The sequence below is a fragment of the Streptomyces sp. NBC_01433 genome (assembly GCF_026340105.1).
Classification (GTDB): Bacteria; Actinomycetota; Actinomycetes; order Streptomycetales; family Streptomycetaceae; genus Streptomyces.
Window position 1 is genome coordinate 2601345 of record NZ_JAPEPM010000001.1, and the last position, 25760, is coordinate 2627104.

Below are 25760 nucleotides of genomic sequence, written 5' to 3' on the forward strand. Positions count from 1 at the left end.
GGGAGAGAGACCGGCGGGACGGCAGCCGGAGGCCGGTGGGGGCGGCAGTGGGAGACCGGTGGGGGCGGGATGCCGGAGGCCGGTGGGGCGGGGCGGCGCCCTGGTGGGTGATATCAGATGATCCGATGCGGTTTCTTGCTATACACAAGCGATGGAGCACCCCGGGACCCTCATCCTGATCATGGCCATGGCGGTCCTCGCGCCGCTGCTCGCCTACGCCGTCGGGCGCAGGCTCTCCGTCCCCGTGGTGATCTTCGAGATCTCGCTGGGCGTCATCATCGGACCCGATGTGCTCGGCTGGGCCCATCACGACGCGGTCATCGACGCGCTCTCCGACCTGGGCCTGTCGATGCTGATCTTCCTGGCCGGGTACGAGATCCAGTTCGCCGCCGTGCGCGGCGACACCCTGCGCCGCTCGGGGTGGGCCTGGGGGGTGTCGTTCGCGGCCGGGCTCGGTATCGCCCTGGCGCTGACCGGGGCCGACCTGGCGAAGAGCCTGGTCATCGGCACCGCGCTCACCAGCACCGCTCTCGGTGCCGTGCTGCCGATCCTGCGTGACTCGGGGCGCCTGGAGGGGCGGTTCGGCACGGTGGTGATGGCGTTCGGGGCGGTCGGCGAGTTCGGCCCGATCATCGCGATGGCCCTGCTGTTCAGCGGCCGCAGTCCCGGGGCGGCCAGTGTGGTGCTGGCCGCCTTCGCCGTGGTGACCGCGGGTGCGGTGTTCTGGGCGATGCGGCCCCGGCCGCCGTGGTTCGCCCGGATCATCGCCAAAACCCTGCACAGCAGCGGCCAGTTCGCCGTCCGCTTCGTGATGCTGCTGCTCGCCGGGATGCTCGGCCTGTCCCATGTCTTCGGCCTGGACACCCTGCTCGGCGCGTTCGCCGCCGGAATGCTGACCCGGCTGGTGCTCCAGGGGGCGGTGCCCGACAGCAGCACGGAGATCCTCGGCCGGATCGAGGCGATGGGCTTCGGCTTCCTGGTGCCGTTCTTCTACATCGTCACCGGCATCGACTTCGACCTCGCCGCGCTCCTCGACGGCGGCCGTCCGCTGGTGCTCCTGCCGGTCTTCCTGCTGCTCTTCCTGCTCGTCCGGGGCGCTCCGGCGTATCTGCTCGCCCCGCGCGATCTGGCGGCCGGGGCGGAGCGGCCGGCGCTGGCGCTGTTCGCGTCCACCTGTCTGCCGCTCGTCGTCGCGATCACCACCATCGGCCTGGACGAGAAGGTGCTCGGGGCGGGCGAGGGCGCCGCGCTCGTCGGGGCCGCCATGGTGTCCGTGCTGACGTTCCCGCTGCTGGCCTTCCGGCTGCTGCGCCGGGGTGCGGACGCCGCGGTGCCGGGTGCGCCGTCCCGGTCCTCGGAGGGCACGGACCCTTGGTGAGCGGGGCGGACCTGCGGCCCCGCCGGGCCCACCGGCATCGCCGCCCTCACCCGGTTGGCCCGCTCCTCTGCGAAGCCGGAGGCCGGAGCGCAGTCTGGAACCCATGTGGTCCCGCCGACTCGCCCCGGGCGTCCTGCTCCTGCCGCTGGCCTTCCTGGTGCTCCGGGACGCCCCGGCCGGGACCGTGCCGCCCGCTCCGGCCGCGATCGGCCCGGTGGCGCCGCGCGGGCTGCCGCAGCCGGTGATCGTGAGCCGGGCGTCCTGGCACGCGGACGAGGGCCTGCTCAAGGAGGGGCCGCGCTACACGGGGGCGGCGAAGGCGGTGTTCGTCCACCACACGGGCCACTCCAACGGGTACGACTGCGCCGATGCCCCCGACCTGATCCGCGGCGTGCAGGCCGACCACGTCAGGAGCGAGGGCTGGGACGACATCGGCTACAACTTCGTCGTCGACCGGTGCGGAACCATCTACGAGGGCCGCGCGGGCGGCGTCGCCCGTCCGGTGCGCGGGGCGCACACCAAGGGGTTCAACGCCGACACCGTGGGCATCGCGGCCCTCGGCAGCTTCGGCCCCGGCACGACGGTGCCGAAGGCGCTCGCGGACGGGATCGCGAAGGTCGCCGCCTGGAAACTGCGCCCCGGCGCCGATCCGCGCGGCACGGTGGAGCTGGTCTCGACGAACGACGAGAGCCTGTACGACAAGGGCGAGACGGCCAGGCTCCACGTCATCTCGGGGCACCGCGACAGCTACGGGACCAGTTGCCCCGGCGAGGTGCTGTACGCACTGCTGCCCGTGCTGCGGGACAAGGTGGCCGCGCTGCGGGCGAAGACCGGACGGCAGATCGCCACGGCCCGGCTCCGCCCGACGCTCTGACACCGGCCGGCCGCGTATCGGGCGCCGCACATCGGAGGGACCCGGCGGCCCAGGGACCCGGTGGCCCAGGGACCCGGCGGCCCAGGGCCTACCGGGCCACGAACTGGGTGAGGATCGCCTGCACTTCGTAGATGTCGACGCCCTTGGTGAACGTCTTCTCGATCGGGGTGGCGCTTCCCGAGATCCAGATCTTCAGCTCCGCGTCCAGGTCGAACGTCCCGGCCGTCTCCACCGCGAAGTGCGTGATGCTGCGGTACGGGACGGAGTGGTACTCCACCTTCTTGCCGGTGATGCCCTGCTTGTCGACCAGGAGGAGCCGCCGGTCGGTGAAGAGCATGGTGTCGCGGATCAGCTGGTACGCGGCGTGCACCTGCTCGCCCTGGCCCAGCAGCCGTGCGTAATCCTGCTGCGCCGTGGCCGGGTTGACCGTGTGCGCGTTGCCGAACAGTGCCATGGGGGTCCCCGTCTTTCCTGCGTGTTCACCGTGGATCAACCGTCCCGAGTCGGACGATCTTCGTACGGTATTACGCACCGGACAGGGTTTCCGGTTCCCGGAACAGGCCCCTCCGGGGGCGGCGTCCCTAGGATTCCGCTGTGCATCCTGACGACGAGCCGATATTCAAGCGCGGCAAGTGGGGCTCCAGCCGGTACGTGTACAACCCCCGGAACCCCGTGGGCCTGGCGCTGATCATGATCAGTCTGCTCATCTGGGGCGTGATGATGCTCCTCATGGAGACGCGTTCGGGCCCCTACGCGCCCCCGGAACCCACCCCGACGCCGACGACTTCACCGTACGGCGAACCCTGGCCGGTCCACCCGGGTGGCGCGGGGAGCGGCGGGGCGCCCGGGACGGCGGATCCCTCGGGGCCCTGAGCCGCACGCGCGCCGCCGGGCGCCCTCAGAGCACCCGGGCGGTGGTCAGGACACGGGGGTGATCGTGGGCATCTCGCCCTGGACCGTACCGGTGTCGATCACGGCGAACGTCGCACCCTGCGGGTCGCTGAGCGCGGCGAACCGGCCGAAGGGGCTGTCCATCGGCCCGAACCGCAGCACGCCGCCGTGCTCGGTCGCCTTCGCCACCGCCGCGTCGCAGTTCGCGACGGAGAAGTACACGCTGATGTACGGCGGTACCTCGGGCGGGAACTCGTCGCCCATCTTCATCCGCCCCAGGATCGGGTCGCCGCCGACGTCGAACACCCGGTAGTCGACCGCGTCACCCTCCATCTGCCGCATGCGGTAAGGGAATACGGCCGAGAAGAACGCGTCCGACGTCGCGGGCTCCCGTGTGAAGACCTCGGCCCAGCAGTACGTGCCGGGCCCGGACGTGGCCTCGAACCCTTCGTGGGTACCGGCCTGCCACACGCCGAAGACGACCCCGCTCGGGTCGCGCGCCAGCACCATCGTGCCGAACTCGCCGACCGCCATCGGCTCCATCAGTACCTCGCCCCCGTGCTCACGGATCTTCGCGGCGGTCGCGGCGGCGTCCGGCGAGGCGAGGTAGAGGCACCAGGCGGAGTGCCCTTCCGCTCCGGGCATCGGTGGGACGACGGCCGCTGCCGCTTTGCCGTCGACGTACGCCTGCGTGTAGTTGCCGTACTCCGACGACGACTCGCCGAACGTCCAGCCCAGCACGTCACCGTAGAAGCTCTTCGCGCCCTCGACATCGGCGAACATCGCGTCCGCCCAGCACGGTGTGCCCTCAGGTTGTACAGCCATGGCTCCCACTCTTTTCCGCTCGCTCGCGTGGTCCCGCCCCGCACTGTCACGCTAGTCAGCCACCGGCCTCCGCGCGCGTCGAGAACGCGCGTCCGCTTTTTGCTCTAGTGCAGAAAATTATCTGACTAGTTCAAAATGTCCTAGACTCTCGCCATGCCTGCGACAACCCCACGGCCCGTGACCCTGACCGGGCGCCACATCAGCCTCGTGCCGTTGACGACGGACCACCTCGACGACCTCTTCGTGGCCGGTGGCAGGGACGACGAGGTCTGGCGCTGGCAGGGCGGCCCGACACCGCGGACGCGCGACGAGCTCGGGGCCAAGCTCACGGGCCTGCTCGACGCCGCGCGGGAGGGCACGTACCTGCCGTTCGCCGTCATCCACCGCGCGAGCGGCCGGGCGGTCGGCTGGACGACGCTCATGGACGTCGACGAGCGGCACGAGCGCCTGGAGATCGGCTGGACCTGGTACGGCCGCGCGTACTGGCGGTCGGTGGTCAACACCGAGGCGAAGCTGCTCCTGCTGACCCATGCCTTCGAGGAGCTGGGCATGGGCCGCGTACAGCTGAAGACCGACCACCTCAACGAGCGTTCGCAGGCCGCGATCGCCCGCCTCGGCGCCCGCCGCGAAGGAGTCCTGCGCCGTCACCGGCTCCGCCACGACGGCACCTGGCGGGACACCGTCTACTTCTCGCTGCTCGCCGAGGAGTGGCCCGCCGCCAAGGCCCGCCTCGCCGCCCGCCTGGACGTGGGGATGACCTGAGCCGGCCGGAGCGCCAGGGTCCCGTCAGTCCTCGGTACCGCTCCCGGACCGCGCCACCAGGTGCTCGGTGAACCAGTTCCGCGCCAGCTCCGCGACCGTGTCCAGCGCACCCGGTTCCTCGAAGAGATGGGTCGCGCCGGGGACGATCTCCAGCCGGTTCTCGCAGGTCAGCTCCGACGCGGCCCGCCGGTTGAGGGCCAGCACCGTCGTGTCGAGGCCGCCCACGATCAGGAGCGTGGGCGCGCGTACGTCGCCGAGCCGCGGCCCGGCCAGGTCGGGCCGGCCGCCGCGCGAGACCACCGCGCCGATGCCGGCGCCCCTGCCGGTGTCCGCGTCGGCGGTCGCGGCGGCCCGCAGCGCCGCCGCGGCCCCGGTGCTCGCCCCGAAGTAGCCGATCGGGAGCGGCACGCGGTCGCGCAGCAGGCGGGTGGCCCCGGTCAGGCGCCCGGCCAGGGTCCCGATGTCGAAGACGTGTCCGCCGTCGGCCTCCTCCGCGGGGGTGAGCAGGTCGAAGAGGAGGGTGCCCAGGCCCGCCTCGTTCAGGGCCGCCGCGACGGCCCGGTTGCGAGGGCTGTGGCGGCTGCTGCCCGAGCCGTGGGCGAACACCACGACCGCCTCGGCGCCCTCCGGCAGGACGAGATCCCCGACCGCCTCCAGGCCGCTTCCGCCGCCCGCCCGTGCCAGCAGGGCGACGACTTCCTCGTCGGAGGTCTGGGAGAAGTCCCGGTACCACTCGCCGACGGAGGAGAACGGGTGCGGCGTGGCGAGACACACCACCTCGTCGGCCCCGGTCCGCAGCCGGGCCACCGCGTCCGGCGGCGCCACGGGGACGGCCAGCACGACGCGTGCCGCGCCCTGGGCCCGTACGACCGCGCACGCGGCCTCGGCGGTGGCACCGGTCGCGATCCCGTCGTCCACCACGATGACCGTCCGGCCGTCCAGGTCCTGCCGCGGCCGGTGTGCGCGGAACCTGCGCGCCCGTCGTACGAGCTCCGCCTCCTCGGCGTGCTCGACCGCCGCTGTGTCCTCCTCCGTGACGCCGCCGCGCCGCACGATCTCCTCGCTGATGACCCGTACGCCGCCTTCGCCGATGGCGCCGAACCCCAGCTCCGGGTGGGACGGGACGCCGAGCTTGCGGACGACGATCACATCGAGCGGCGCTCGGAGCGCCCGCGCGACCTCGAAGGCCACCGGGACCCCGCCGCGGGGCAGGCCCAGGACGACGGGACGGTCGCCCTCCAGCCGCCGGAGCGCGTGGGCGAGCCGGTGCCCGGCATCCGTGCGGTCGGTGAACAGCACGGCGGTTCACCTCCAGCGGGGGAGACGGGAGACCACGTACGTACGGGCGCACGGCCGCGTACCTACCTCGACGCAACCCCGTCAGCGGCTCTTCCGCAAGTCAGGCCCCACCCGCGACAGCGGCCCCACCAGCAGCACCGGCCCCATCGGCGGCGCTGGTCCCATCCGCGACACCGGCCCCACCGGCAGCACGCTTCAGGGAACCCGCACCGCTCCGGACTCCCCGCTGTCGCGGGGCCGCCGGGTCGCGGCGGCCACGGAGGCCATGAGTTCCGCGTCGAGGAAGGACGGGTCGGCGAGGCGGGTCGCGGCGGCGTAGGAGCTGAGCAGGGCCTTGGTGACGCGCAGGGCGGCTTCGGGGCGGCGGACGACGGGTCTGGCCCAGGCGGAGACGGCCTCGTCCAGGGCGTCCTCGGGCACGACGCGCTGGAGGATCGACAGGCTGTACGCCTCGGCGGCGTCGAAGGCCCGTCCGGTGAGGATGAGTTCGCGTGCGCGGGCGGCGCCGACCTCGTGGATCAGGCGCGGCAGCACCCCGCCCCAGGCGGTGGGCAGCCCGAGGGCCAGCTCCGGCAGCCGGAAACCGGCGGTGTCGGCGCCGACCCGCAGGTCGCAGGCGAGGGCGAGCGCCAGTCCGGCGCCGATGGCCTTGCCCTGTACCCGGGCGATGGTGACGGCCCGGTTGCCGGAGATCGCCTCGCAGACCCGGCGGGCCTTGTCACCCGCGAGCCGGATGCCCCGCCCGGTCGGGTCCTCCTCCAGCCAGTCGGCGAACTCGTTCCGGTCCCCGCCGAGGCAGAAGTCGTCCCCGGCACCGCTGAGCACCAGCACCCGGACGTCGGGGTCCGGTACGGCCAGCACGTCCAGCAGGTCGTCCAACAGCGCCTCGGTGACCGCGTTGCCCGTGGCGGGGCTGTTCAGCTCCACGCGCAGGACGGGGCCCTCGCGAACGGTGCGTACCGTGCAGGGGCGGCCGTAGGGGGTCAGGAAGTCGGGCAGGGAGAGCTTCATATCGCCACGCCCATCGAGGTCACGCGCCGGAAGACCATGCGGGACGCGTAACTGGGCGGCGCGCAGACGCGCAGGGCCGGGAAGCGCTCCAGGAGAGCGGTCAGGAGCGTACGGGCTTCCAGGCGGGCGAGGGCCGCGCCCAGGCAGTAGTGCACGCCGCCGCCGAAGGTGAGGTGGCTGCCGCCCCGCAGGACGTCGAAGGCGTCCGGGTTCTCGTTGCGCCGGGGGTCGTGGTTGGCGGCCCCGTACATGACGTGGACCATGCTGTCCTTCGCGATCGGGACCCCGGCCAGGACGGTGTCCTCGGCGGCGATCCGGCTGTTGATGTGTATGGGCGGGTCGTACCGCAGGACCTCGTCCACCGCGGCGTCGACGTGTTCGGGGTGCTCCCGGAGCCAGCCCCAGCGGCCGGGTTCGCCCAGCAGCAGGCCCACCATGGCGGACAGCAGCGTCGCGGTGGTCTCCAGCGAGGCGATGGTGACGAACATGGTGAGGCGGTAGAGGATCTCGTCCGCCGCCTCCCGGTCGGGTTCGAGCCCGTCCCAGGTGTGGATCCAGCCGGTCAGTACGTCATCGGCGGGTGCGGCACGGCGTTGCGCGACCAGGCCGGTGAAGTACGCCCGCAGCCGCACGGTCGCCTCGGCGGACACGGCGAGCTGGCTCTTGGTGGGCAGCAGTTCCTGGGCGTGCACCTGGTTGTGGGTGATCTCCAGGATGTGGGGGTGGTCCTCGGGCGGGATGCCCAGCCAGGAGCCGATGGTGCTGATCGGGAGCTGTTCGCTGACCGTGCTGACGAGGTCGGCATCGCCCCACTGGAGCTTGTCCGCCAGTTCGTCAAGGAGGCGGTCGACGTGCGCCTCGACGACCGGGGTCAGCCGGTCGATGGTCGAACGGTCGAAGAGGTTGCCGAGGGTGCGGCGCTGGCAGGTGTGCGCGGGGGCGTTGAGGCGGGAGAGGGTCTTGGTCATCTCCCGCGTGGCGATCGCGTCCCAGCGACCGGTGTCGTCCTGGCGTTCCTGCCACGCGAAGTCGGGCGCCAGCCAGTTCCGGCCGCGCAACACCTCGCTGCACGCGTCGAAACCGGTGACGAAGTAGCCGTTCCACGGAGCGCGTACGACATCCCCCATGGCCCTCAGCTCACCCAGGAGCGGGTAGGGATCCGCCTGTCCTTCCGGGGAGTTCAGGCGGCGGAGGAGCGAGATCAGGGCACGACGGTCGACAGGCGGCGCGGCTATGCCACTCACAGTGCTCACGCAGAGTTCCTTGACCTAGGCTCCGGGTTACCGCCAGAACCTACCCCTCCGGATATCTCCGCCAAGCGCCGATCTTTGTTGCCCCCGTCACATGCAAAAGTCGTGAATATCCTTTGTCATAGGCGAATTGCCATATGCGGACTCACGTAATGAGTGGCGCCGGTACTCATTCGCGTACACCCGGACTCATCTGCGCACCCACCGGCCCGCCTCTACGGGCTTCCAGCGGTACGTGGACTCCGCGTACGTATACGCGGAGTCACTACCCGTATTCCTCCGGAACACTCCGACGGGCACCCGTCGGCACCTCCGCGCGCTCACACGCGGAAGACGTCGAGGAAGGAACTCCACCATCCCTTCGGCTTCTTCTGCGCGTGCGCGGCGTGATGGTGCGGGGCGGGGGCGGCGGGGGAAGCCTGCCCGGCCGGTTGCGCCGCCGGCGGGGCCGTCGTGCGGACCGCCGCGCCGCTGCCGCGCGCGGGGGTCGGGCTGAATCGCACCGGCAGGGCGACCAGGGCCCGGTGGAACGGTCCCGGCCGCCATTCGACGCCCGAGGGGTGCACGGCCAGGGCGAGGTCCGGCACGGTGTTGAGGATCTTCTCGATGGCGGTGAGGGCGATCAGCTGGGCGGGCGACTTGGCCGGGCAGACGTGAGGACCCGCGCCCCAGGCCAGGTGGGCGCCCTTGCTCAGGGTCTGGCGCGCGTCGGTGAGCGCGGGGTCGCTGTTCGCGGCGGCGAAACTGATCAGGACGGGGGTGCCCGCCCTCAGCGTCACGCCGTCCAGCTCGATGTCCTGGACCGGGAAGTGCGTCGCGTAGTTGGCGATCGGCGGGTTGTTCCACAGCACATCGTCCAGCGCGTCCTCGACCAGCATCCCGGAACCCCGCCGCTCCGTGCCGGGGCCGGGAGTGTCACCGGCCAGCAGGAGCAGCAGCGCGTTGGCGATCAGATTGCGCTCCGGCTCGACGCCCGCGCCCATCAGCATGACGAGCTGGTCCTTCAGCTCCTCGTCGCGCAGGCCCGCCGGGTGCTGGATGAGCCAGGAGGTGATGTCCTCGCCGGGCTGGCGGCGCTTGAGCGCGACGAGTTCCATCAGACATTCCGTCAGCTCGTCGTTGGCGCGCAGGACGTCCTCGCCGTCGAAGATGGCGGACATGCTGCGGGTCAGCCGGTCGCCGATGTCGCCGGGGCAGCCGAAGAGCTGGTTGAACAGCAGCAGCGGCAGCAGCTTGGCGTACTCGCCCAGCAGGTCGGCGCTGCCGCGCTCGATGAACTGGTCGATGAGGTAGTCACCGATGCGCTCGACATCCCGGCTCAGCCGGCTGAAGTTGAGACGCCCCAGGCTCTCGGTCACCGCCTTGCGCAGCCGCAGATGCTCGGCGCCGTCCGTGAACAGGCAGTTGGGCCGGTAGGCCATCATCGGCAGCACCGGCGAGTCGAGCGGTACGCGGCCCTCCCGCAACGCGGTCCACCGGCGCGAGTCCCGGGCGAAGAGGGCCGGGTTCTGCAGGACCCGGAGCGCGGCCTCGTGCTGCACGACGAGCGTGGCCTCCACCCCGGGGGCCAGCTCGATCGGCGAGGCGGGCCCGTTCGCCCGGAAAGCGTCGTACACCCGGTGCGGATCGGACGCGAACTCCGGCCCGTAGAGGGAGGTCTGGCGCTCCTCGTGCATCGGGCACCCAGCGGGGGCGCTGTACGGGGTGGCTCCCGGCTGAGAGTCCATGTGTGATTCCTCGGTGTGATCGCGGGGCTCCGGGAGCCCCGGGCTTCGGGGGGAACGGGGGTCAGGCCACGTGCGCGAGAAGGTGCTGTACGAGGGTGATCAGTGCCTGGGCCGACGACCTCTGGTCCCGGGCATCGCAGTACACGACCGGGGTGTCGGGCAGCAGATCGAGAGCCTCGCGCAGCTCCTCCTCGGCGTGCTGGGATTGCGCGTCGAAGCTGTTGACCGCGACCGCGTACTCCAGGCCGTACGTCTCGACCAGGTCGATGACGGGGAAGGTGTCGGCGAGACGGGCCGGGTCGACGAGGAGCAGGGCGCCGAGTGAACCCCGCGCCATGTCCTCCCACAGCTCCACGAAGCGCTGCTGGCCGGGCGTGCCGAACAGGTACAGCACCAGCTCGTCGCTCAGCGTCAGCCGGCCGAAGTCCAGCGCGACCGTGGTGGTCTTCTTGTCGGGCGCGCCCCGGAGGTCGTCGATGTGCGCCCCGGCCTGCGTCATCCGCTCCTCGGTGCGCAGCGGGGTGATCTCGGAGAGGGTGCCGATGAGCGTCGTCTTGCCCACGGCGAAGTGCCCGACGACGAGGATCTTCGCCGCACGCTGCACCGCGTCCGGCACATAGATGCTCTCAGCCGAACCGGACCTGGAGTCCATGCAACACCTCTTCGAGGATCTTCCTGTCAACGAGTTGGGCCGGCGGCGGGGCTTTGCGGCGGAGGAGATGCCCCTGTTCCGCTAAATCCTTCAGCAGCAGGCGCGCCACTCCGACGGGCAGCTCCAGGTGCCCCGCCACCTCGGCCACCGAAAGATAGCCGCCGGAACACAGCTCCCAGATCGCCCGGACCTCGGGGCTCGGGCTCGGCGGGGGCTGCCGGTCGGGGGCGAGCGTGACCAGGGTGACGAGGGAGAGATCGTCCGCGGCGGGCAGACCGCGCCCGCCGGTGATGACGTAGGAGCGGACGAACCCGCTGCTGACCTGCTGCTCCTCGCCCGGCGCCGTCATACGTCGCTTCCCGCGTTCTGGCGGGGAGGAGTGGTCATCGCCTTCCCCAGTGCGGTGACCTGCTGCTGCATGCGGAAGGACATGGCCTCCATGTCCACATCGGCCGCGGCGGTCGCCGCGAGGTAGGCGCCGGTGCCCGCGGCGATCAGGAAGATCCAGCCGTCCTCGTACTCCAGGAGCGTCTGCCGCCACCGGCCGGGGGAGCGGGTGCCGATGAAGGGCGCGACGGCCCGGCTGAGCGACTGCATGGAGCTCATGGCCGCGGCGACGGTCTCCGCGTCGTCCCGGCCGATCTCACTGGAGTTGGCCAGCAACAGGCCGTCGGCGGAGACGAGGATCGCGTGGCGTGCGCCGGGTACCTGGAGCACATCGTTCAGTACCCACGACAGATCGGGGTTCACTGGATCTCGGGTCCTTCCATCGTCGTCGTGTCACGCCCGGACCGTGTTCCGCGCTGGAACGCACCCAGACGCGAAGCGGTCTCCTCGTTGCTGCGCGCCGGCCCGCCGTCGGCCGACGGCACCGCGGACACGGGGCTCTTGCGACGGCGCTTGGGCAGCCCACCGGCGGTGGTGACCGGAACCGCGGACTGTGCGGCGTGGTCCGGCAGAGCCGTGGCCGGCGGGAACAGCGGGGTGGGCGGCGGCGTGGGGTCCTGGCGCCACGAGAGCTCCGAGGGGGCCGCTTCGTGGATGTCGGCCACGGGGACCGGGGGTACTTCGCTGGTGAGAAGCTCGTCGGGCAGAAGAACCACCGCGCGTACGCCTCCATAGGGGGAAACGGAGTCCACCGAGATCCTGAACCCGTAGCGGGCGGCCAGCAGGCCGGAGACCGCGAATCCGAACTGCGGCGGGATTCCCAGGCTGGAGACGCTGATCGCCGCACGGGGCGAGAGGAGAGCCGCGGCGCGGTCCTTCTCCTCCTGGCCCATGCCGAGTCCGGCGTCGTCCACGATCAGGCAGACGCCCGTCGGGACGGCCTGGATGTTGATCTCCACCGGGGTACCGGGGGCGGAGTAGTTGGTGGCGTTGGCCAGCAGCTCGGCGAGGACCACGGCCACCGGCTCCACGGCCTTGCTGACGACCGAGAAGTTCACCTGCCCGTTGATCCGCACCCGGTCGAACTGCCGGATGCGCCCCTGCGCGCTGCGGGCCACGTCGAAGACGGAGGCGACGGTCTCGCGGCGCCCGAGCCAGCCGCCGCAGAGCACGGCGATGCCCTGGGCCCGGCGGCCGAACTGGCTGTTGGCGTGGTCGATGGCCATCAGGTCGGCGAGGATCCCGGGATCGTCGCCGTACTTGTGCTGGGCCTTCTCAAGGACCACCTGCTGCTCGTCCGCGAGCCCCTGGAGGGTGCGCACCGCCGCCTTGAGGACGGCCTTGGTCTCCTCCTCGGCGTCCTTGCGGACCTCGGAGAGCTCCGAGGCGTGCCGGTGGAGCAGCCCGTTGTGCGAGACATGGAGCTCGTCGCGCTGCCGTAGCAGCGTGTCGCGTTCTCCTTGGAGCTCGGAGTGGTGTCTGCGCAGTCTGATGTTGGTCGTGCGAGCCCGTAGCACGGCACCCACAGCGACCAGTGCGACGACAGCAAGTGCCCAGATGACGGGGCCCTGCGGAAAGGTCATGAGACTCACTTCAAGTGCCATGGCTGGAAGACGGTGTGACGCTCCCTCATGTGAAGCACCATCAGAACCGGTCGAGTCCTGGGTGCTCCCGCTTCGGGAAGGCCCCTCCGAACGTGGGGCCGAGGAACTCATCCCTCCCGGAATGCCCCCATATGCCATCAGCCCACTGGAAGTAAGATGATCTTATCATCGGGGTGTCGGCTAATTGTCAAGAAGCCCACGCCAGTTGATTTCCATGCGGAATGTTCACACGGGGCGCGACAAGGCCGACAACGCGGACAGAGCCGATTTCTTACGGGGAATTACGGGGAATCGGGGCCGTCCGGGCCGCCGGGGTCATCGGGGCCGCCTGGGCCGGTGTTCCCCGCGGATCCGCCGGGAACACCGGATGCGCACGGGGCGCCGGCCCGGACGATGGCCGATTCGACGGCGGCGATCCGGTCGGCCAGCAGTCCGAGCGCGGCGACGGCGCGGGTGACCGGCTCGTCCTCGGGGCCGCCGAGCGCTCGGGCGCGTACATGCGCGGCCTTGACGGCGGCCCAGCGTGCGGACTGCTCCGGCGTGAGGGCGGACCGCAGTTCGGCGAGCTTGAGGAGGTTGGCCTCGGCGCCGGTGGTGAGGGTCTGGGCCTCGCCGGTGTAGTGGTCCTCGATGACCGCGGCGAGTTCGGCGTCGTTCATCACGGGGTCGATGCGTGCGGCGATCCTGTTCATGTTGCGGTAGGAGCCCTGGAGCTGGAACGGCGGCTCGGTGCGCGCGGCGTCGGGCTGCCCGGCGGAGGCGATATAGGCCGCGTTGACCGCCAGGACGGCCGACCGTGCGGTGAGCAGGTGCCGCAGCACGGCCAGGACGCGCTCCCGTTCGGCGGGGGCGTAGGGGTGGACGAGCCGGTCGGCGCGGGCGGTGGGGTCGCCCTCCGCGAGACGTACGAGCAGATCGAGGTCGGCGCGCTCCCGCCCGGCGAGCGGGGCGAGGACGGGGTGGGAGGTGAGGGCGTTCTCGACGAAGCTGAACGCGAAGGCGTCCTCCTTCCCGGTGAGGACATCGCCGAGATTCCAGACGTCGGCCCGGTTGGCGAGCATGTCGGGTATGCGGAAACGCCGGCCGGCCTCGGTGTAGGGATTGCCCGCCATGCAGACGGCGAAGCGCTTGCCGCGCAGGTCGTACGTGCGGCTCCCGCCGTCGCGGACACCTTCCATCCGGCGGGTGGTGTCGCACAACGAGACGAACTTCTGGAGGAGTTCGGGTGAGGTGTGCTGGATGTCGTCCAGGTGGAGCAGGGTGTTGTTGCCGGTCTCCAGCGCGAAGTTGATCTTCTCGACCTCCCGGCGGGCGGTGGCGTTGGGCGCCTCGGCGGGGTCGAGCGAGGTCACGGCATGGCCGAGAGCCGGGCCGCTGACCGTCACCAGGACCAGGCCGAGCCGGTCGGCGACGTACTCCATGAGCGTCGTCTTGCCGTAGCCGGGCGGCGAGATGAGCAGCAGCAGGCCGTGCGTGTCGGTCCTGCGGGCGCCGCCGGTGGTGCCGAGCTGCTTGGCGAGACTGTCGCCGATGAGGGGGAGGAAGACCTCGTCCAGGAGGCGGTTGCGGACGAAGGAGGACATGACCCGGGGGCGGTACGCGTCGAGGCGCAGCCGGGCCCGCTCGGCGGCGACGAGCGCGGCGCGCCGCCGCTGGTAGTCGCGGAACCTTTCCGTCACCCGGGTGCTGAAGTCCCCCGCCCGTGCCAGCACTTCGTCGATACGGAGGGTGAGCCGGCGGCCGGTGACGCGGGGGTGGGTGCCGAGGAGCCCTTCGACCGTCTCGGACAGCGGGGCGTGGACCTCGTACCGGTCGAGAGCGGGGCAGAGTTCGACGGCCACGGCCTCCGCGAGTTCGCCGGGTCCGGTGGGTCCGGTGGGTCCGCCGGGTCCGGTGGTTTCGCCCGTCGTGGCGGTGAACGAGGCCAGCCAGGCCTCGACCAGCTGGCGGCGGTCGGCCAGGGAGTCCAGCCGCACCAGATCCTCGTCGTAGGCGGCGGTGCCCGCCGCGCGGCGGAACGCGGCGAGCAGGGTGCGGGCCGCCGGGCTGGTGACGAAGCCCTCCGGGCCGCTGGTCAGCTCCTCGAAGAGGTACTCGGCGGCGAGTTCCCTGCCGGGTCCGCCCATGGCGGTGGCCAGTTCGGCCCGCAGACCGGCGATCGCCGGGGCGGCGCCGAAGACCGTCCGCGCGCGGGCCAGCGACGTCATGCGGCGCACCCACGTCGAGCGGTCCCGCCCGGTCGTTCCGTGCGCCCAGAACAGCTGGGCCTCGGCGCGCACCGAGGGCGGGTAGCGCAGCAGCCCCGCACCGTCGTGCAGGCGCAGCAGGGCACGGAGGAGGGCGGTCGCGTCATGGTCGTGGACGCCCCGCTCGTACCCCTCGTCGTAGGCGGCCTCGGCGGCGCTCCGTACGAGGGCGGGAAGGTCGGCGTCGGCCAGGGCGGCGGCGCCGTGTTCGGTGAGCAGGCGTACGGCGAGGTGTTCGGCGCGGTAGACGTCGGCGTTCTCCGAAGGAAGCGACTGCTCCCAGTACGGGCGGGTGGCCGCGAAGTCCGGGTCGGTGACGGGGGAGCGGTAGTCGGTACCGGTGAGGGCGAAGGCGAGGCCGTCGTCCTGCGGGACCAGGGTGAGTTCCAGGGGCTGGGTGTTCACCGCGAACCGGTGCCGGCCCAGACGGACGGTCCGGCCGCCGTCCGCGTACAGCTCGGTGCGGTCGCGCAGCGCGCGGGCGGCCTCCTGCCGGGCCGCCCTGAGCCGGCCGTCGAGTTCTTCGGCCCGCACGTCCTCGCCGAGTCCGCGCAGCTCGTCGGCGGTGCGGCGGATCCGGGCGGCCATGGGGTCGGAGGCGAAGTAGGTGCTGACCGCGTCGGGATCGGCCAGGGTCGCCGCCCGGCGGGCGATGGTCTCCAGGACCCGCGTGGCCGAGTCCGCCAGACGTTCGGCGCGGCGGGCGCGGGCGTCCTGGAGCGTCTGCTTGCGGGCCGAGAACGCCTCGTACACCTCGGTCCGCCGGGCACCCAGTTCGGCGAGGAAGGCATCGGAGTCCGCGAACCGGGACTCCAGGTTCTCCAGCTGGAGAAGAAGACCGGCCAGCTGCTCGTCGCAGGACTCCGGAGCGTCCGCGGCGGCGAGTGCGCCGGTGACGGCCTGACCGAGCAGCGCGAACTCGGCGGCGAACTCGGCCCGGCCCTCGTGGACGCGGAGTTCGCGTCGGCGGGCGTCGAGGACGGCGCGGGACCGGTTGACGCCCGCGAGTACCTCGGCGATCCGCTCCAGTACGGACGTGCGCAGGGTGGCGTCCCCGATGTCGAGCCCGGCCACGACCTCGGTGACGGTCCGGAGCCCCTCGGTCCGCTCGTCCAGCCGGGAGGCGATCGGCTCGGCCTCGGCGACGGTGCGGATGGTCCCGGCCGCCCCGGTGAGCTGCTCGACGTCGTCGTGGTAATCGCTGAAGGCGTCCTTCCGCTCCAGGAACGCGATGGCGCGCCGGGCGAAGGACCCGATGTCCGTGTCGACGTCGGCGGCCAGTGCGTCGATGCGCCCGGTGTCCGCGTGACGCATCTCCTTGAGCGTGAGCAAGTGCCCCTGCGCGCGGCGCAGTTCGTTCAGCCGCCGCACCCATTCACCGGCCCCGCCGGGTACCTCCCCGCGGGCGCGTCGTACCAGTGAGGCGACCCCTTCGGCGGATTCCGCCAGCGCGTCGGCGGCCCGGCGGGTCAGGGTCCGTACGGTCTCGAACTCCGACAGCACCTGCTCGGCCGTGGCCCGCACCTCGTCCAGCGGCGTTCCCAGGTCACCGGCCTCCGGGTCGCCGAGCCAGTGGTAGCGGTCCCCGGCCCGGACGCAGGAGGCGACGAGTGTCTCGTACACGCCGGTGGTGGGATCCGTCTCGAAGACGCCGCGGGCGATCGAGAGGCAGTCGGAGATGCCGCGCACCAGGTCCGCGTTTCCGATGCGGGACAACGCGCCGGAGCCGGAGCCGGAGCCGGAGCCGGAGCCGGAGCCGGTGGCGGACCCGGACCCGGCGGCATAGGTGTCGGAGACGTACGAGGAGTGCCACCGCTGGAGGGGGTGCACCCGGGACGGTTCGTCGGAACCGGCGCGCAGCACCATGAGCGTGCCGTCGTCGAAGAGCGCGTGGCCGTGGCAGGAGATCGGGGTGGCGACCGCCTTGCGGATGACGTTGTACGGGAGGAGGAGACCGCGCCCGGTCACGCGGGCGTGGAACGCGTACAGCACGTCCTCGCCGTTCGGGGAGCGCACCACCCGCTCGAACTCCATGTCCTCGGTGCCGGTGTCCGTGTCGAAGGTCTTCGCCTCGCCGGAGGTGAGGTAGTAGCCGCCGGGGAAGACGATTCCCTGGTCCTCGGGGAGCCGTCGGCACGCCCGGCCGATGCCGTCGAGGCGCGTGACGGTCCCGGTGACGCTGTTGAAGACGAGGTGGCGCCGCGTCTCCTCCTTGTACGGGCGGACGCGCAGCAGGATCAGCGGTCCCACCCGCGCGTACGCGATCTCGGCGTCGGCGAGCGACTGCAGGGGTTCGTCCACCGGCTCGGAGTGGATCCCCTCGCCGGTCTCGGTGTCGTCCTCGGTCTTCACGGTGAGGGTGCCGCCGACCGAGGCGACGAACACCTGGCCGCCGATGGACACATGGGGGTGGCGGCCCAGGACGTGATCCTCGCGGGTGGTGGCGGTCCACTCGACGTCGTGCGACGGGGGGAAGACATGGTCGCGCTCTCCCCGGGCGTCCAGGAAGGCGGTCCCGCCGTCCGCGTCCAGGGCCCAGCGCAGGACGCGGATGTCGTCACTCTTCTCCCCCGTCCGGAACACGGCCAGGAGTTTGCCGTCGACCTGCCGGAGCTGGAGGAGCCGGGCCTCGCGGTAGTAGCGGTACAGGTCGGCGAACTCCCGCAGGAAGGCGGGATCGTCGAGAAGGCCGGGAACGGCGTCCTCGGGGAGCGGTTCCAGATCACGGTCGTGCAGGGCGAAGACATCGCCCACGGTGGTCCCGGGCCTGAGGCCGGGCAAGGTGTTGTAGCCGAACAGCAGCCGGTCCCCGACGGCCACGAGGTCGCGGGGCACGCCGAGCTGCCCGGTGCGCAGGTGCTCGGTGCCCGCCAGGGCCAGCTCGGTGGAGCCGAACTCCTCGGTGCGGCGGGCGTTGAGCGCCTCGGCCCGGCGGGCCAGTTCCCCGGCCTGCGCGCCGAGCCGGTCCCGCAGCACCTCGTAGGTGCCCGCGTCCATGGGGGACGTGCTGGTCATGGTGATGGCTCCCTGCGGATACGTACGGTGTCGGCGGTGCTCGGCGGTGCGGGTTCTTGGCCGGGGGCGGGTGTGGGCGTCGGCCGGAGCGGTCGTACGTATCGCTCTTCGCGCGACCGCTCCGGCCGTGGTCGTGGCCATGGTCGTGGCCGTGGCCGTGCTGGTCAGACCTTGGCGGTCCCGGCCCCGTTGAGTCCGGCTCCCAGCTCCGCCAGCGGAATGTCGGCGAGGCCCAACTGCCCTGCTTTGTCGAGGAGTTCGCGCAGTTGCCCGGCCTGCGCGCCGCCCGACTTCATCAGCTTCATCAGCAGGGCCGACACTGTCAGGTTCCGTACGTCCGCGGTGGATACGGAGCCGAGCACGCGGGTCACGTCCTCGGTGAAGTCGGACGTGCCGTCCAGCCAGTTCCTCCCCAGCGCCTGCGCGGTGTCGGAGTGCTGGACGAAGGCGTCGACCCCCTTGCCGAGCGAGATGGAGGAGACCAGCCGGTCGAAGAAGACGGACTCGCCGCCGACGATGTTGATGTCGGCGCTCTCCAGGCCGGTGGCGATCATCGTGGCCTGCGCCTCGGCGACGTGGCGCTGCGTGTCGAGCCCGGCCAGCCGGATCTCCTTCTCCGCCGCCAGCCGCAGCCGGTACTCCTCATGACCGCGCGAAGCCTCGTCCAGCGCCGCCATCGCCGCGGCCTTCTCGGTCAGCCCCGCCGCCTCGGCCTTCAGCTTCTCGCCGATCACCGCCGCGTCCGCCGTCGCCTGCGCCAGGGTGCCCTCCGCGACCGCCAGGGCCTTGAGCTTGGCCCCTTCCGCCTCCGCCCGCAGCCGGGCGGACGTGGCCTCGGCCTCCGCGCGCCCCGCCTTCTCGATCACGTCGGCCTCCTTCTCCCGCACCTGCACCGCGGCGAGACCGGCCGCCGCCGCCTCGGCCTGATCGCCCTCGGCCAGCCGCAGCTTGGCCCGTGAGTCGAGCTCGGCCGCCTTGACCCGCGCCTCGGCGAGGGTGATCTCCTCGGCGGCCCGGTGCACGGCCGCCTGCTCCGCCGCCTCCGCCGCCTTGATGTCCTTGACCAGCAGCTCCTGCGCCTCGGCCTCGGCGGCGATGACGATCGCCTGACGGTTGCGTTCGGCCTCCTCCACGGCCCGCAGCCGCTTGATCGACTCCTCCTGCTCGGCGACCGTACGGTCCACCGCGACCCGCTCCCGGATCACCTCGGCGATGTCCCGGCGCTCCGCCTCGACCTCCTTCTCGGCGGAGATACGGCTGAGCTGGGTCTCCCGCTCCCGGGCGATGACCTCCAGGAGGCGGTCCTTCTCGATGCGCTCGCTCTCGATCGCGATGACCCGCTCACGGTTCTTCTCGGCGACCGCGACCTCACGGGCCTGGTTCTCGCGCTGGATGCCGAGCTGCTCCTCGGTCTTGAGGAAGGCGGCCTGCGAACGGAGCCGCTGCTCCTCCTGGACCTGTGCGGTCTCGGCCTCCTCGCGGGCCCGGACGGTCTCGATCTCACGGTGCTGCTTGATCTCGGCATCGGCCTGACGCCGCTCCAGCTCCAGGATGGCCTCGCGGGCATCGACGTTCTGCCGCGTGATCTCCTTCTCCTCCGTGCGCTGGAACTCGTTGGTGCGCACGTGCTCGATCGCCGTCAGTTCGGTGATCTTGCGGATGCCCTGGGCGTCCAGGATGTTGGTGGCGTCCAGCTGCTGGAGCGGAGTCTGCTCCAGGTGGTCGATGGCCGCGTCCTCCAGGCTGTACCCGTTCAGGTCGGTGCCGATGACCTGGATGATCCGGTCCCTGAACTCGTCGCGCTTGGTGTAGAGATCGGTGAAGTCGAGCTGCTTGCCGACGGTCTTGAGCGCCTCGGAGAACTTGGCGTTGAACAGCTCCTGCAGTGTCTCCTTGTCGCTCGCCCGTGCCGTGCCGATGGCCTGGGCGACCTTGATGACGTCCTCGACGGTCTTGTTGACGCGTACGAAGAACGAGATCCGGATGTCGGCACGGATGTTGTCCCGGCAGATCAGCCCGTCCCGCCCGGTCCGGCTGATGTCGATGGCCTTGACCGAGATGTCCATGATCTCGGCCTTGTGCAGCACGGGCAGGACGACCTGCCCGGTGAAGGTGACGTCGACCTTCCGCATCTTCGAGACGATCAGCGCCTTGCCCTGCTCGACCTTCCGGAAGAGCCGGCTGACGACGAAGAGCAGAGCGACCGCGATGAGCAGGACAACGGCGATGAGCACGCCGATGCCCAAGGAGATGGCATCCATGGTGAAGTCCTTGCGATGAAGGTACGGCGGAAGCCGCCGAAAGTGGGATGAAGCGTGCGGACCGGGCGTGGGCTCGGGCGGCCGGGCGGGCTCGGACGGCCTGCCGGCCGGACGGTTCAGGCAGCTCAGACGACTCAGGCAGCTCAGGCGGCGGTACGTGGATCGAGCGCCGCGTCGAAGGGCGCGACCCAGAAGAACTCGCCGTCGTCGTCGTACGCGTACAAGAGCCCGGTACTGCCGCGCGTCAGTGCGGCCGCGAGGTCCTTGTCGAGGCGGCGTACCTGGACGACGGCGGTGGAGCCGTCCTTCGCGGCGACCTCTGCCTGACCGAATCCGGCGTCCACCCGCCCGGTGCGGATGGTGCAGGTCAACCCGATGAAGTCGGCCCGGGACGGCCCGGGTTCCTCGGGGAGGAGCGAGGCCAGGGGGCGTACGAGCAGCCGGGTGACCCACCACGAGAGGAGCAGCGAGGCGGCCAGGACTCCGACGGCGAGCGCGGCACGGGCCGGTCCCTCGGCTCCGGCGCGATGCAGCGCCAGGGTCCCGGCCAGGGCGGTGAACCAGGCGGTTCCGGTCAGCAGCGACACCCCGACCGTGACCGGCACGCCGTCGGCGATGCCCAGCGCGCCGCCCGGCACGTCCCCGTCGAAGCTGTCGTGCTCGGCGGCACCGAACAGGACCAGCAGCCAGAAGGCGACGACCACGACGAGAGCCGCACTGAACAGCGAAGCGGGAAATCCGAACGCGGCATCAAGGAATTCCCCCACTGTTCCGCCCCCTTGTCCGTGGTCACCGCCGTCGGGGGCACGGTGTCCCCCGACAGGACGCGGGGTCGTCCCCACCCGGAAGCCGCTTCCGTGTTCCGGCAGCGGGTCGGTCCCTCGCGCTCCCCACCGCCATCCTGGCAAAGGGGCGCGATCGTTCGCATTGCCGGAAAGCGGCAATCTTTACGCGTTCTTAATGCCGGGTCATGTCGGGTCATGTTGGGGGAGGAATGGCTACGTTCCTCCGGTTCCGGTTCCGGCACCGTGGCGTAGGGGCGCGGGCTTCGGGGGGCGCGGGGGCTTCCGCGCGGGGCCGGGCGCCGATACCCACCTGATACACAGCCGCGCGGTGCCCGAAGCGCGGCCCTGACCGGCCGGAAGCGCGCCTCCCGGAGGCTGTGCGGGTACCCGACCTTCGGTGTACGAGAAGGCTGGGAGGCACATGCCGTGCTGAGTTCTCCGGAGGCTTCCGCGCTCACCACCGACGAGGCGCCCGCCACCGACGAGGCGCCCGCCGCCCCGCCTCGCTCCACCGGCGGCCGTCGCCACGGTCTGCTGCTCGCCGCCACCGCCCTGCTCTGCGCGGCGCTGATGGCGGCGCACGCTCGGATCCCGAACGGGATCGGCAACCTCGGCAGCCTCTTCCAGACGCTGCTGCCCTGGACCGCCCTGAGCGTGCCGGTCCTGCTCGTGCTGGCGGCCGTGTGCCGCTCCCGGCTCGCGGCCGCGGCGGCACTCGTACCCGCCGTGGTGTGGGTGACGCTCTTCGGCGGTGCCCTCACCGACAAGCGCTCAGGGGGCGGCGACCTGACGGTGGTCAGCCACAACGTGGACGAGGGGAACACCGACCCGGTGGGAACCGCCCGGATACTCGCCGACGCGGACGCGGACGTGCTGGCACTGGAAGAACTGTCGGAGGAGGCCGCGCGCGTCTATGAGCGCGAGCTGGCCCCCGCCTACCCGCACCACGCGGTGATCGGCGGTGTCGGCCTGTGGAGCAAGCACCCGCTCCAGGACGTGGAGGCGGTGCCGATCATGCCGTGGACCCGCGCGATACGGGCCACGGCCCGGACGCCGAAGGGGCCCGTCGCCGTCTACGCCGCCCACCTCGCGTCGGTACGCGTCCACCCGGCCGCGGGCTTCACCACGGCCCGCCGCAACGAGGCGGCCCGGGAGCTGGCCGCCGCGATACGGGCGGAGCCGTCGCCCCGCACCGTGGTGGTGGGCGACTTCAACGGCACGTACCAGGACCGGGCGCTGGCCCCGGTGACCTCGCAGCTGCGTTCCGCGCAGCGGGAGTCCGGCGACGGCTTCGGCTTCACCTGGCCGGCGGCGTTCCCGATGGTCCGTATCGACGACATCCTGGTGAAGGGGATGACGCCGCTCTCCTCCTGGAACCTGCCCGCCACCGGCAGCGACCACCTTCCCGTAGCGGCGTCCCTGCGCCTGTGACCGGCCCTGCCTCCGGCGCCCGGCACCACCCGTGCCGCCCGGCACCCCCCGCCCCCGGACAGCCGACTGACTACGATGCGAGCGACGAATGACCCAAAACGGCCAGGTAGGTGGAGTGTCGGAAGCCCGGGTCCCGGACCCAGTCAGCGTGCTCGTCGTCGAGGACGACGCGACCATCCGCCGCGCCGTCCAGCTCGCCCTGCAGCGTTACGGCTACGAGGTCGCGGTGGCCGCCGACGGCCTCAGCGGCCTGGAGGCGTTCCGCGCGGGCGGCCACGACCTGCTGATCCTCGACGTGATGCTGCCCGAGCTCGACGGGATCGGCCTGTGCTACCGGATCCGCGAGTCGAGCCTGGTCCCGGTCCTGATGATGTCCGCGCGCGGCGACGCCCTCGACGTGGTCGCGGGCCTGGAGGCGGGCGCCGACGACTATGTGATCAAGCCCGTCGACACCGGCGTCCTGGTCGCCCGTATCCGCGCCCTGCTGCGCCGCGCCACCTTCGAGCAGCCCGCCGGAGGACCGGCACAGTCCACTACCGCCGCCACCACCTGGAGCACCGCCACCGGAACCGCCTCCACCGCCACTGGAGACACGGGCCGAGCCCCTGACAGCGACGGGCTGCTGGTCTTCGGAGACCTGAGCGTGGACACCCTCGGCATGGAGGTGCGCCGGGCCGGGCGGGTCGTCCCGCTGACCCCCACCGAACTGCGGCTGCTGCTGGAGTTCGCCGCCGCCCCCGGCGCGGTCCTCGACCGCCGCCGCCTGCTGCGCGAGGTGTGGGACTACGGCTGGGAGGGCGACACCCGCGTCGTGGACCTGTGTGTGCTCCGCCTGCGCAAGAAGATCGGCAGCGCCCGGATCGAGACCGTCCGCGGCTTCGGCTACAAACTCGTCCGCGGCTGAGCGCCGTGCGCTTCCTGAACCCCCTCGCCCTGCGCTGGAAGATCGCCGCGCTGACCGCCGCCGCCTGCTGCGCGGTCGCGGCCGTGATCGGCTTCCTCGTCCACGACGCGACCCGCGACCGGGGGATGAAGGTGGGGCAGGAGCGGGTCTCCGCCGCCCTGTCCGCGGCGGAACGGGAGTACGCCCGGACGGGAGAGCGACCGCCCAGCGCCGACATCATGTCGCCGGACCAACTGCCCGAGCCGCTGGCGCGGAACCTGGCCGAGGACACGAGCAGGGGCGGAGGCTACGGCATCTGGTACGACGTCAAGAGCCCCAACTGGTACTGGATGTGGGGGGCCGTGGCCGTCGGCGACCAGGTGCTGGTCGTACGGACGGACATGAGCTTCGAGGTACGAAGCCTCCAGCTCCTGGACCGCAGCATCTTCACGTCCGTACTCGCAGCCCTCGCCGTCGTCGTCCCGCTCGCCGCCCTGGCCACCGAACCGATCAACCGCCGCCTGCGCCACGGCGCCCGTACCGCCCGGGTGATCGCCGACGGCGACCTCGACGCCCGCATCGGCCGCACCGGACGGGCCCGCGACGAGATCACCGAGATGTCGGCGGCCGTCGACGGAATGGCCGAGGCCCTGCAACGCAGGCTGGAGAACGAGCAGCGCTTCACCGCCGACGTCGCGCACGAACTGCGCACGCCGCTGATGGGACTGGTCACCGCGGCCGGACTGCTCCCGGAGGACGACGAGGCGACCGAGCTGGTACGGGACCGGGTGCGGGCGCTGCACGCCCTGATCGAGGACCTGTTGGAGATCTCCCGCCTCGACGCGGGTGCCGAACAGGCCCGTCCCGACGCGGTGCCGCTGGGCGAACTGGTCATCGACGTGGTGCGGCGCACGGGGACGGACACCCACGTCACCGCCGGGGACGCGCGGGTGGTGGAGACCGACCCGCGCCGGGTGGAGCGTGTCGTGGTCAACCTCGTCACCAACGCCCACCGCCACGGAGCCGTCCCCGTCGAGGTCACCGTCACCGGCGCGCGGATCGTCGTACGCGACCACGGTCCCGGCTTCCCCGCCGCGCTGCTCGACCAGGGCCCGCAGCGCTTCCGTACCGGAGCGAGCGAGCGGGGGTACGGGCACGGGCTCGGGCTGACCGTCGCGCAGGGGCAGGCAGGCGTCCTCGGGGCCCGGCTGACCTTCGCGAACTCCCCGGACGGGGGAGCGGTCGCGACCCTCGACCTGGCCCCCGCAACGGCCTGAAACGGAACCGATACGCAGTCTCGCGGTGGCGGAAACGGCGTCGCACCGGTCCGGAAGAACGGCTCCTCGAAGGTGATGAGTGTGTGCAAACCGCACACGCCCCCAGGAGGTGCCCATGTTCGCCGCCCGCTCCGGCTTCCGCTGCTCCGTCCTCGTACCGCTGTCCGCCACCGTCGTACTCGCGACCGGCGCGGGCACCTGGTACGCACTGGCCGACGACGGCCCGTCCCACCCCGCCGGGTCCACCACCGCGGCCGTGACCCCTGTGACCCCCGTGGCTCCTGTGGCGAAGGCCATGGACCTGCCCTGGCCGTCCGAGGGCCAGTCGAGCGTGGAGGTCGAGGGGATCGGCAGCCTCGGTACGAGGGGTGAGCGGACGCCGGTTCCGATAGCCAGCCTCACCAAGGTCATGACCGCCTACGTGATCCTGAAGAACCACCCGATGCGGGCCGACGCCCCCGGTGCGAAGCTGATCGCCGACCAGCGGTCCGCCGACGAGTCGTACTCGTCCGTGGAGACGACAGCCCCGGTGCTGGCCGGGCGTGCGTACACCCAACGCCAGTTGCTGGAACTGATGATGGTGCCCTCCGGCAACAACATCGCCCGTCTGCTGGCCCGTTGGGACGCGGGCGGCGAGGAGGCATTCGTCAGGAAGATGAACAAGGCCGCCGCCGCGCTCGGCATGAACCGCACCACCTATACGGGGGTGACCGGCATGGAGGCCAGTACGAGGAGCACGGCGACCGACCAACTGAAGCTGGCCCGAGCCGCCATGAAGGACCCGGCCTTCCGCCAGATCGTGGCCACCCCCACCGTCACAGCCCCCGGCATCGGCGTAGAGATCCACAACACCAACAGACTCCTCGGCGAGGAGGGGGTCATCGGCCTGAAGACGGGCTCCTCCACCCCGGCGGGCGGCAACCTCATGTGGGCCACCACGCAGAAGATCGACGGCACCGCCCGCCTGATCCTCGGGGTGGTCCTGCACCAGCGCGCCAACACGACCCCCACCGAAGGCGGCACCGCGGCCCAAGAAGCCAGCCGCACCCTGATCACCGCCATCCGCTCCGAGCTCCCGGCCGCCCTCAGCCGGGCCGCCGCCGACCAGAAGTGACGATCGGGCGGCGGTGGTCGGGACACACTCACGGCAACGCACGTTCAAACCGGGGGATACGTCAGCGCATCACGCCTCGCGGGCGGTA

General features: G+C 71.7%; 21 protein-coding genes. 8 read left to right on the forward strand and 13 right to left on the reverse strand.

The window, feature by feature from the left end; genetic code table 11:
* Window positions 1–151: 151 nt before the first annotated feature.
* Both OG413_RS11705 and OG413_RS11710 read left to right on the forward strand, forming a co-directional pair.
* Window positions 152–1378 (forward strand): cation:proton antiporter, encoded by a 1227-nt coding sequence (locus OG413_RS11705; protein WP_266804870.1) that lies wholly within the window; start codon window positions 152–154, stop codon window positions 1376–1378.
* Window positions 1379–1481: 103 nt separating this feature from the next.
* Window positions 1482–2252, forward strand: a complete 771-nt coding sequence (locus tag OG413_RS11710) for a peptidoglycan recognition protein (RefSeq protein ID WP_266804872.1) — start codon at window positions 1482–1484, stop codon at window positions 2250–2252.
* A gap of 88 nt (window positions 2253–2340) precedes the next feature.
* On the opposite strand, the gene OG413_RS11715 is transcribed toward OG413_RS11710, so the two are convergent.
* Window positions 2341–2706 (reverse strand): PH domain-containing protein, encoded by a 366-nt coding sequence (locus tag OG413_RS11715; protein WP_266804874.1) that lies wholly within the window; start codon window positions 2704–2706, stop codon window positions 2341–2343.
* Window positions 2707–2846: 140 nt separating this feature from the next.
* On the opposite strand from OG413_RS11715, the gene OG413_RS11720 reads away from it, so the two are divergent.
* A complete protein-coding gene (locus tag OG413_RS11720; RefSeq protein WP_266804876.1) occupies window positions 2847–3125 on the forward strand; it encodes a hypothetical protein in 279 nt (92 codons plus the stop codon).
* A gap of 45 nt (window positions 3126–3170) precedes the next feature.
* Here OG413_RS11720 and OG413_RS11725 read toward each other — a convergent pair whose 3' ends face one another.
* Window positions 3171–3968 (reverse strand): VOC family protein, encoded by a 798-nt coding sequence (locus OG413_RS11725; protein WP_266804878.1) that lies wholly within the window; start codon window positions 3966–3968, stop codon window positions 3171–3173.
* 153 nt (window positions 3969–4121) lie between these two features.
* On the opposite strand from OG413_RS11725, the gene OG413_RS11730 reads away from it, so the two are divergent.
* The gene (locus OG413_RS11730; RefSeq protein ID WP_266804880.1) at window positions 4122–4730 is read left to right on the forward strand and encodes a GNAT family N-acetyltransferase; all 609 of its coding nucleotides are present in this window, start codon (window positions 4122–4124) and stop codon (window positions 4728–4730) included.
* Between the two features lie 24 nt (window positions 4731–4754).
* Here the strand turns inward: OG413_RS11730 and OG413_RS11735 are convergent, their stop codons facing one another.
* The 11 genes from OG413_RS11735 to OG413_RS11785 all read right to left on the reverse strand — a co-directional run bounded on the left by OG413_RS11735 (window position 4755) and on the right by OG413_RS11785 (window position 20949).
* Window positions 4755–6029, reverse strand: coding sequence for a phosphoribosyltransferase (locus OG413_RS11735; RefSeq protein ID WP_266804882.1), 1275 nt, complete (start codon window positions 6027–6029; stop codon window positions 4755–4757).
* 195 nt (window positions 6030–6224) lie between these two features.
* Entirely contained in the window at window positions 6225–7040 is an 816-nt protein-coding gene (locus tag OG413_RS11740; protein ID WP_266804883.1) for an enoyl-CoA hydratase/isomerase family protein, read from the reverse strand.
* Window positions 7037–8167 (reverse strand): cytochrome P450, encoded by a 1131-nt coding sequence (locus tag OG413_RS11745; RefSeq protein ID WP_266810090.1) that lies wholly within the window; start codon window positions 8165–8167, stop codon window positions 7037–7039. The genes OG413_RS11740 and OG413_RS11745 overlap by 4 nt, the downstream gene beginning before the upstream one ends.
* Before the next feature lie 443 nt (window positions 8168–8610).
* A complete protein-coding gene (locus OG413_RS11750; RefSeq protein WP_266804884.1) occupies window positions 8611–10017 on the reverse strand; it encodes a cytochrome P450 in 1407 nt (468 codons plus the stop codon).
* 61 nt (window positions 10018–10078) lie between these two features.
* Window positions 10079–10669 carry an ATP/GTP-binding protein gene (locus tag OG413_RS11755; RefSeq protein ID WP_073728020.1) on the reverse strand — a complete coding sequence of 197 codons (591 nt, stop codon included), beginning with the start codon at window positions 10667–10669 and terminating at the stop codon, window positions 10079–10081.
* Entirely contained in the window at window positions 10644–11018 is a 375-nt protein-coding gene (locus OG413_RS11760; RefSeq protein WP_073728022.1) for a DUF742 domain-containing protein, read from the reverse strand. The genes OG413_RS11755 and OG413_RS11760 overlap by 26 nt, the downstream gene beginning before the upstream one ends.
* Entirely contained in the window at window positions 11015–11419 is a 405-nt protein-coding gene (locus OG413_RS11765) for a roadblock/LC7 domain-containing protein (RefSeq protein ID WP_073728024.1), read from the reverse strand. The genes OG413_RS11760 and OG413_RS11765 overlap by 4 nt, the downstream gene beginning before the upstream one ends.
* Window positions 11416–12639 carry an ATP-binding protein gene (locus OG413_RS11770; protein WP_266804886.1) on the reverse strand — a complete coding sequence of 408 codons (1224 nt, stop codon included), beginning with the start codon at window positions 12637–12639 and terminating at the stop codon, window positions 11416–11418. Before OG413_RS11770 ends, OG413_RS11765 begins: the two co-directional genes overlap by 4 nt.
* Before the next feature lie 302 nt (window positions 12640–12941).
* Window positions 12942–17921: a DNA repair ATPase gene (locus tag OG413_RS11775; RefSeq protein WP_266804887.1), complete on the reverse strand. Its 4980-nt coding sequence runs from the start codon at window positions 17919–17921 to the stop codon at window positions 12942–12944.
* 164 nt (window positions 17922–18085) lie between these two features.
* Window positions 18086–20182: a flotillin family protein gene (locus tag OG413_RS11780; protein WP_266804889.1), complete on the reverse strand. Its 2097-nt coding sequence runs from the start codon at window positions 20180–20182 to the stop codon at window positions 18086–18088.
* A gap of 143 nt (window positions 20183–20325) precedes the next feature.
* Window positions 20326–20949 (reverse strand): hypothetical protein, encoded by a 624-nt coding sequence (locus OG413_RS11785; protein ID WP_266804891.1) that lies wholly within the window; start codon window positions 20947–20949, stop codon window positions 20326–20328.
* 444 nt (window positions 20950–21393) lie between these two features.
* On the opposite strand from OG413_RS11785, the gene OG413_RS11790 reads away from it, so the two are divergent.
* The 4 genes from OG413_RS11790 (at window position 21394) to OG413_RS11805 (ending at window position 25672) form a co-directional block, all read left to right on the forward strand.
* Entirely contained in the window at window positions 21394–22398 is a 1005-nt protein-coding gene (locus OG413_RS11790) for an endonuclease/exonuclease/phosphatase family protein (RefSeq protein ID WP_266804893.1), read from the forward strand.
* Between the two features lie 88 nt (window positions 22399–22486).
* Window positions 22487–23302, forward strand: coding sequence for a response regulator transcription factor (locus OG413_RS11795; RefSeq protein WP_266804895.1), 816 nt, complete (start codon window positions 22487–22489; stop codon window positions 23300–23302).
* Window positions 23303–23307: 5 nt separating this feature from the next.
* Window positions 23308–24558 (forward strand): HAMP domain-containing sensor histidine kinase, encoded by a 1251-nt coding sequence (locus OG413_RS11800; protein WP_266804897.1) that lies wholly within the window; start codon window positions 23308–23310, stop codon window positions 24556–24558.
* A 115-nt stretch (window positions 24559–24673) separates the two neighbouring features.
* Window positions 24674–25672, forward strand: coding sequence for a D-alanyl-D-alanine carboxypeptidase family protein (locus tag OG413_RS11805; RefSeq protein WP_266804899.1), 999 nt, complete (start codon window positions 24674–24676; stop codon window positions 25670–25672).
* Window positions 25673–25760: the final 88 nt, after the last annotated feature.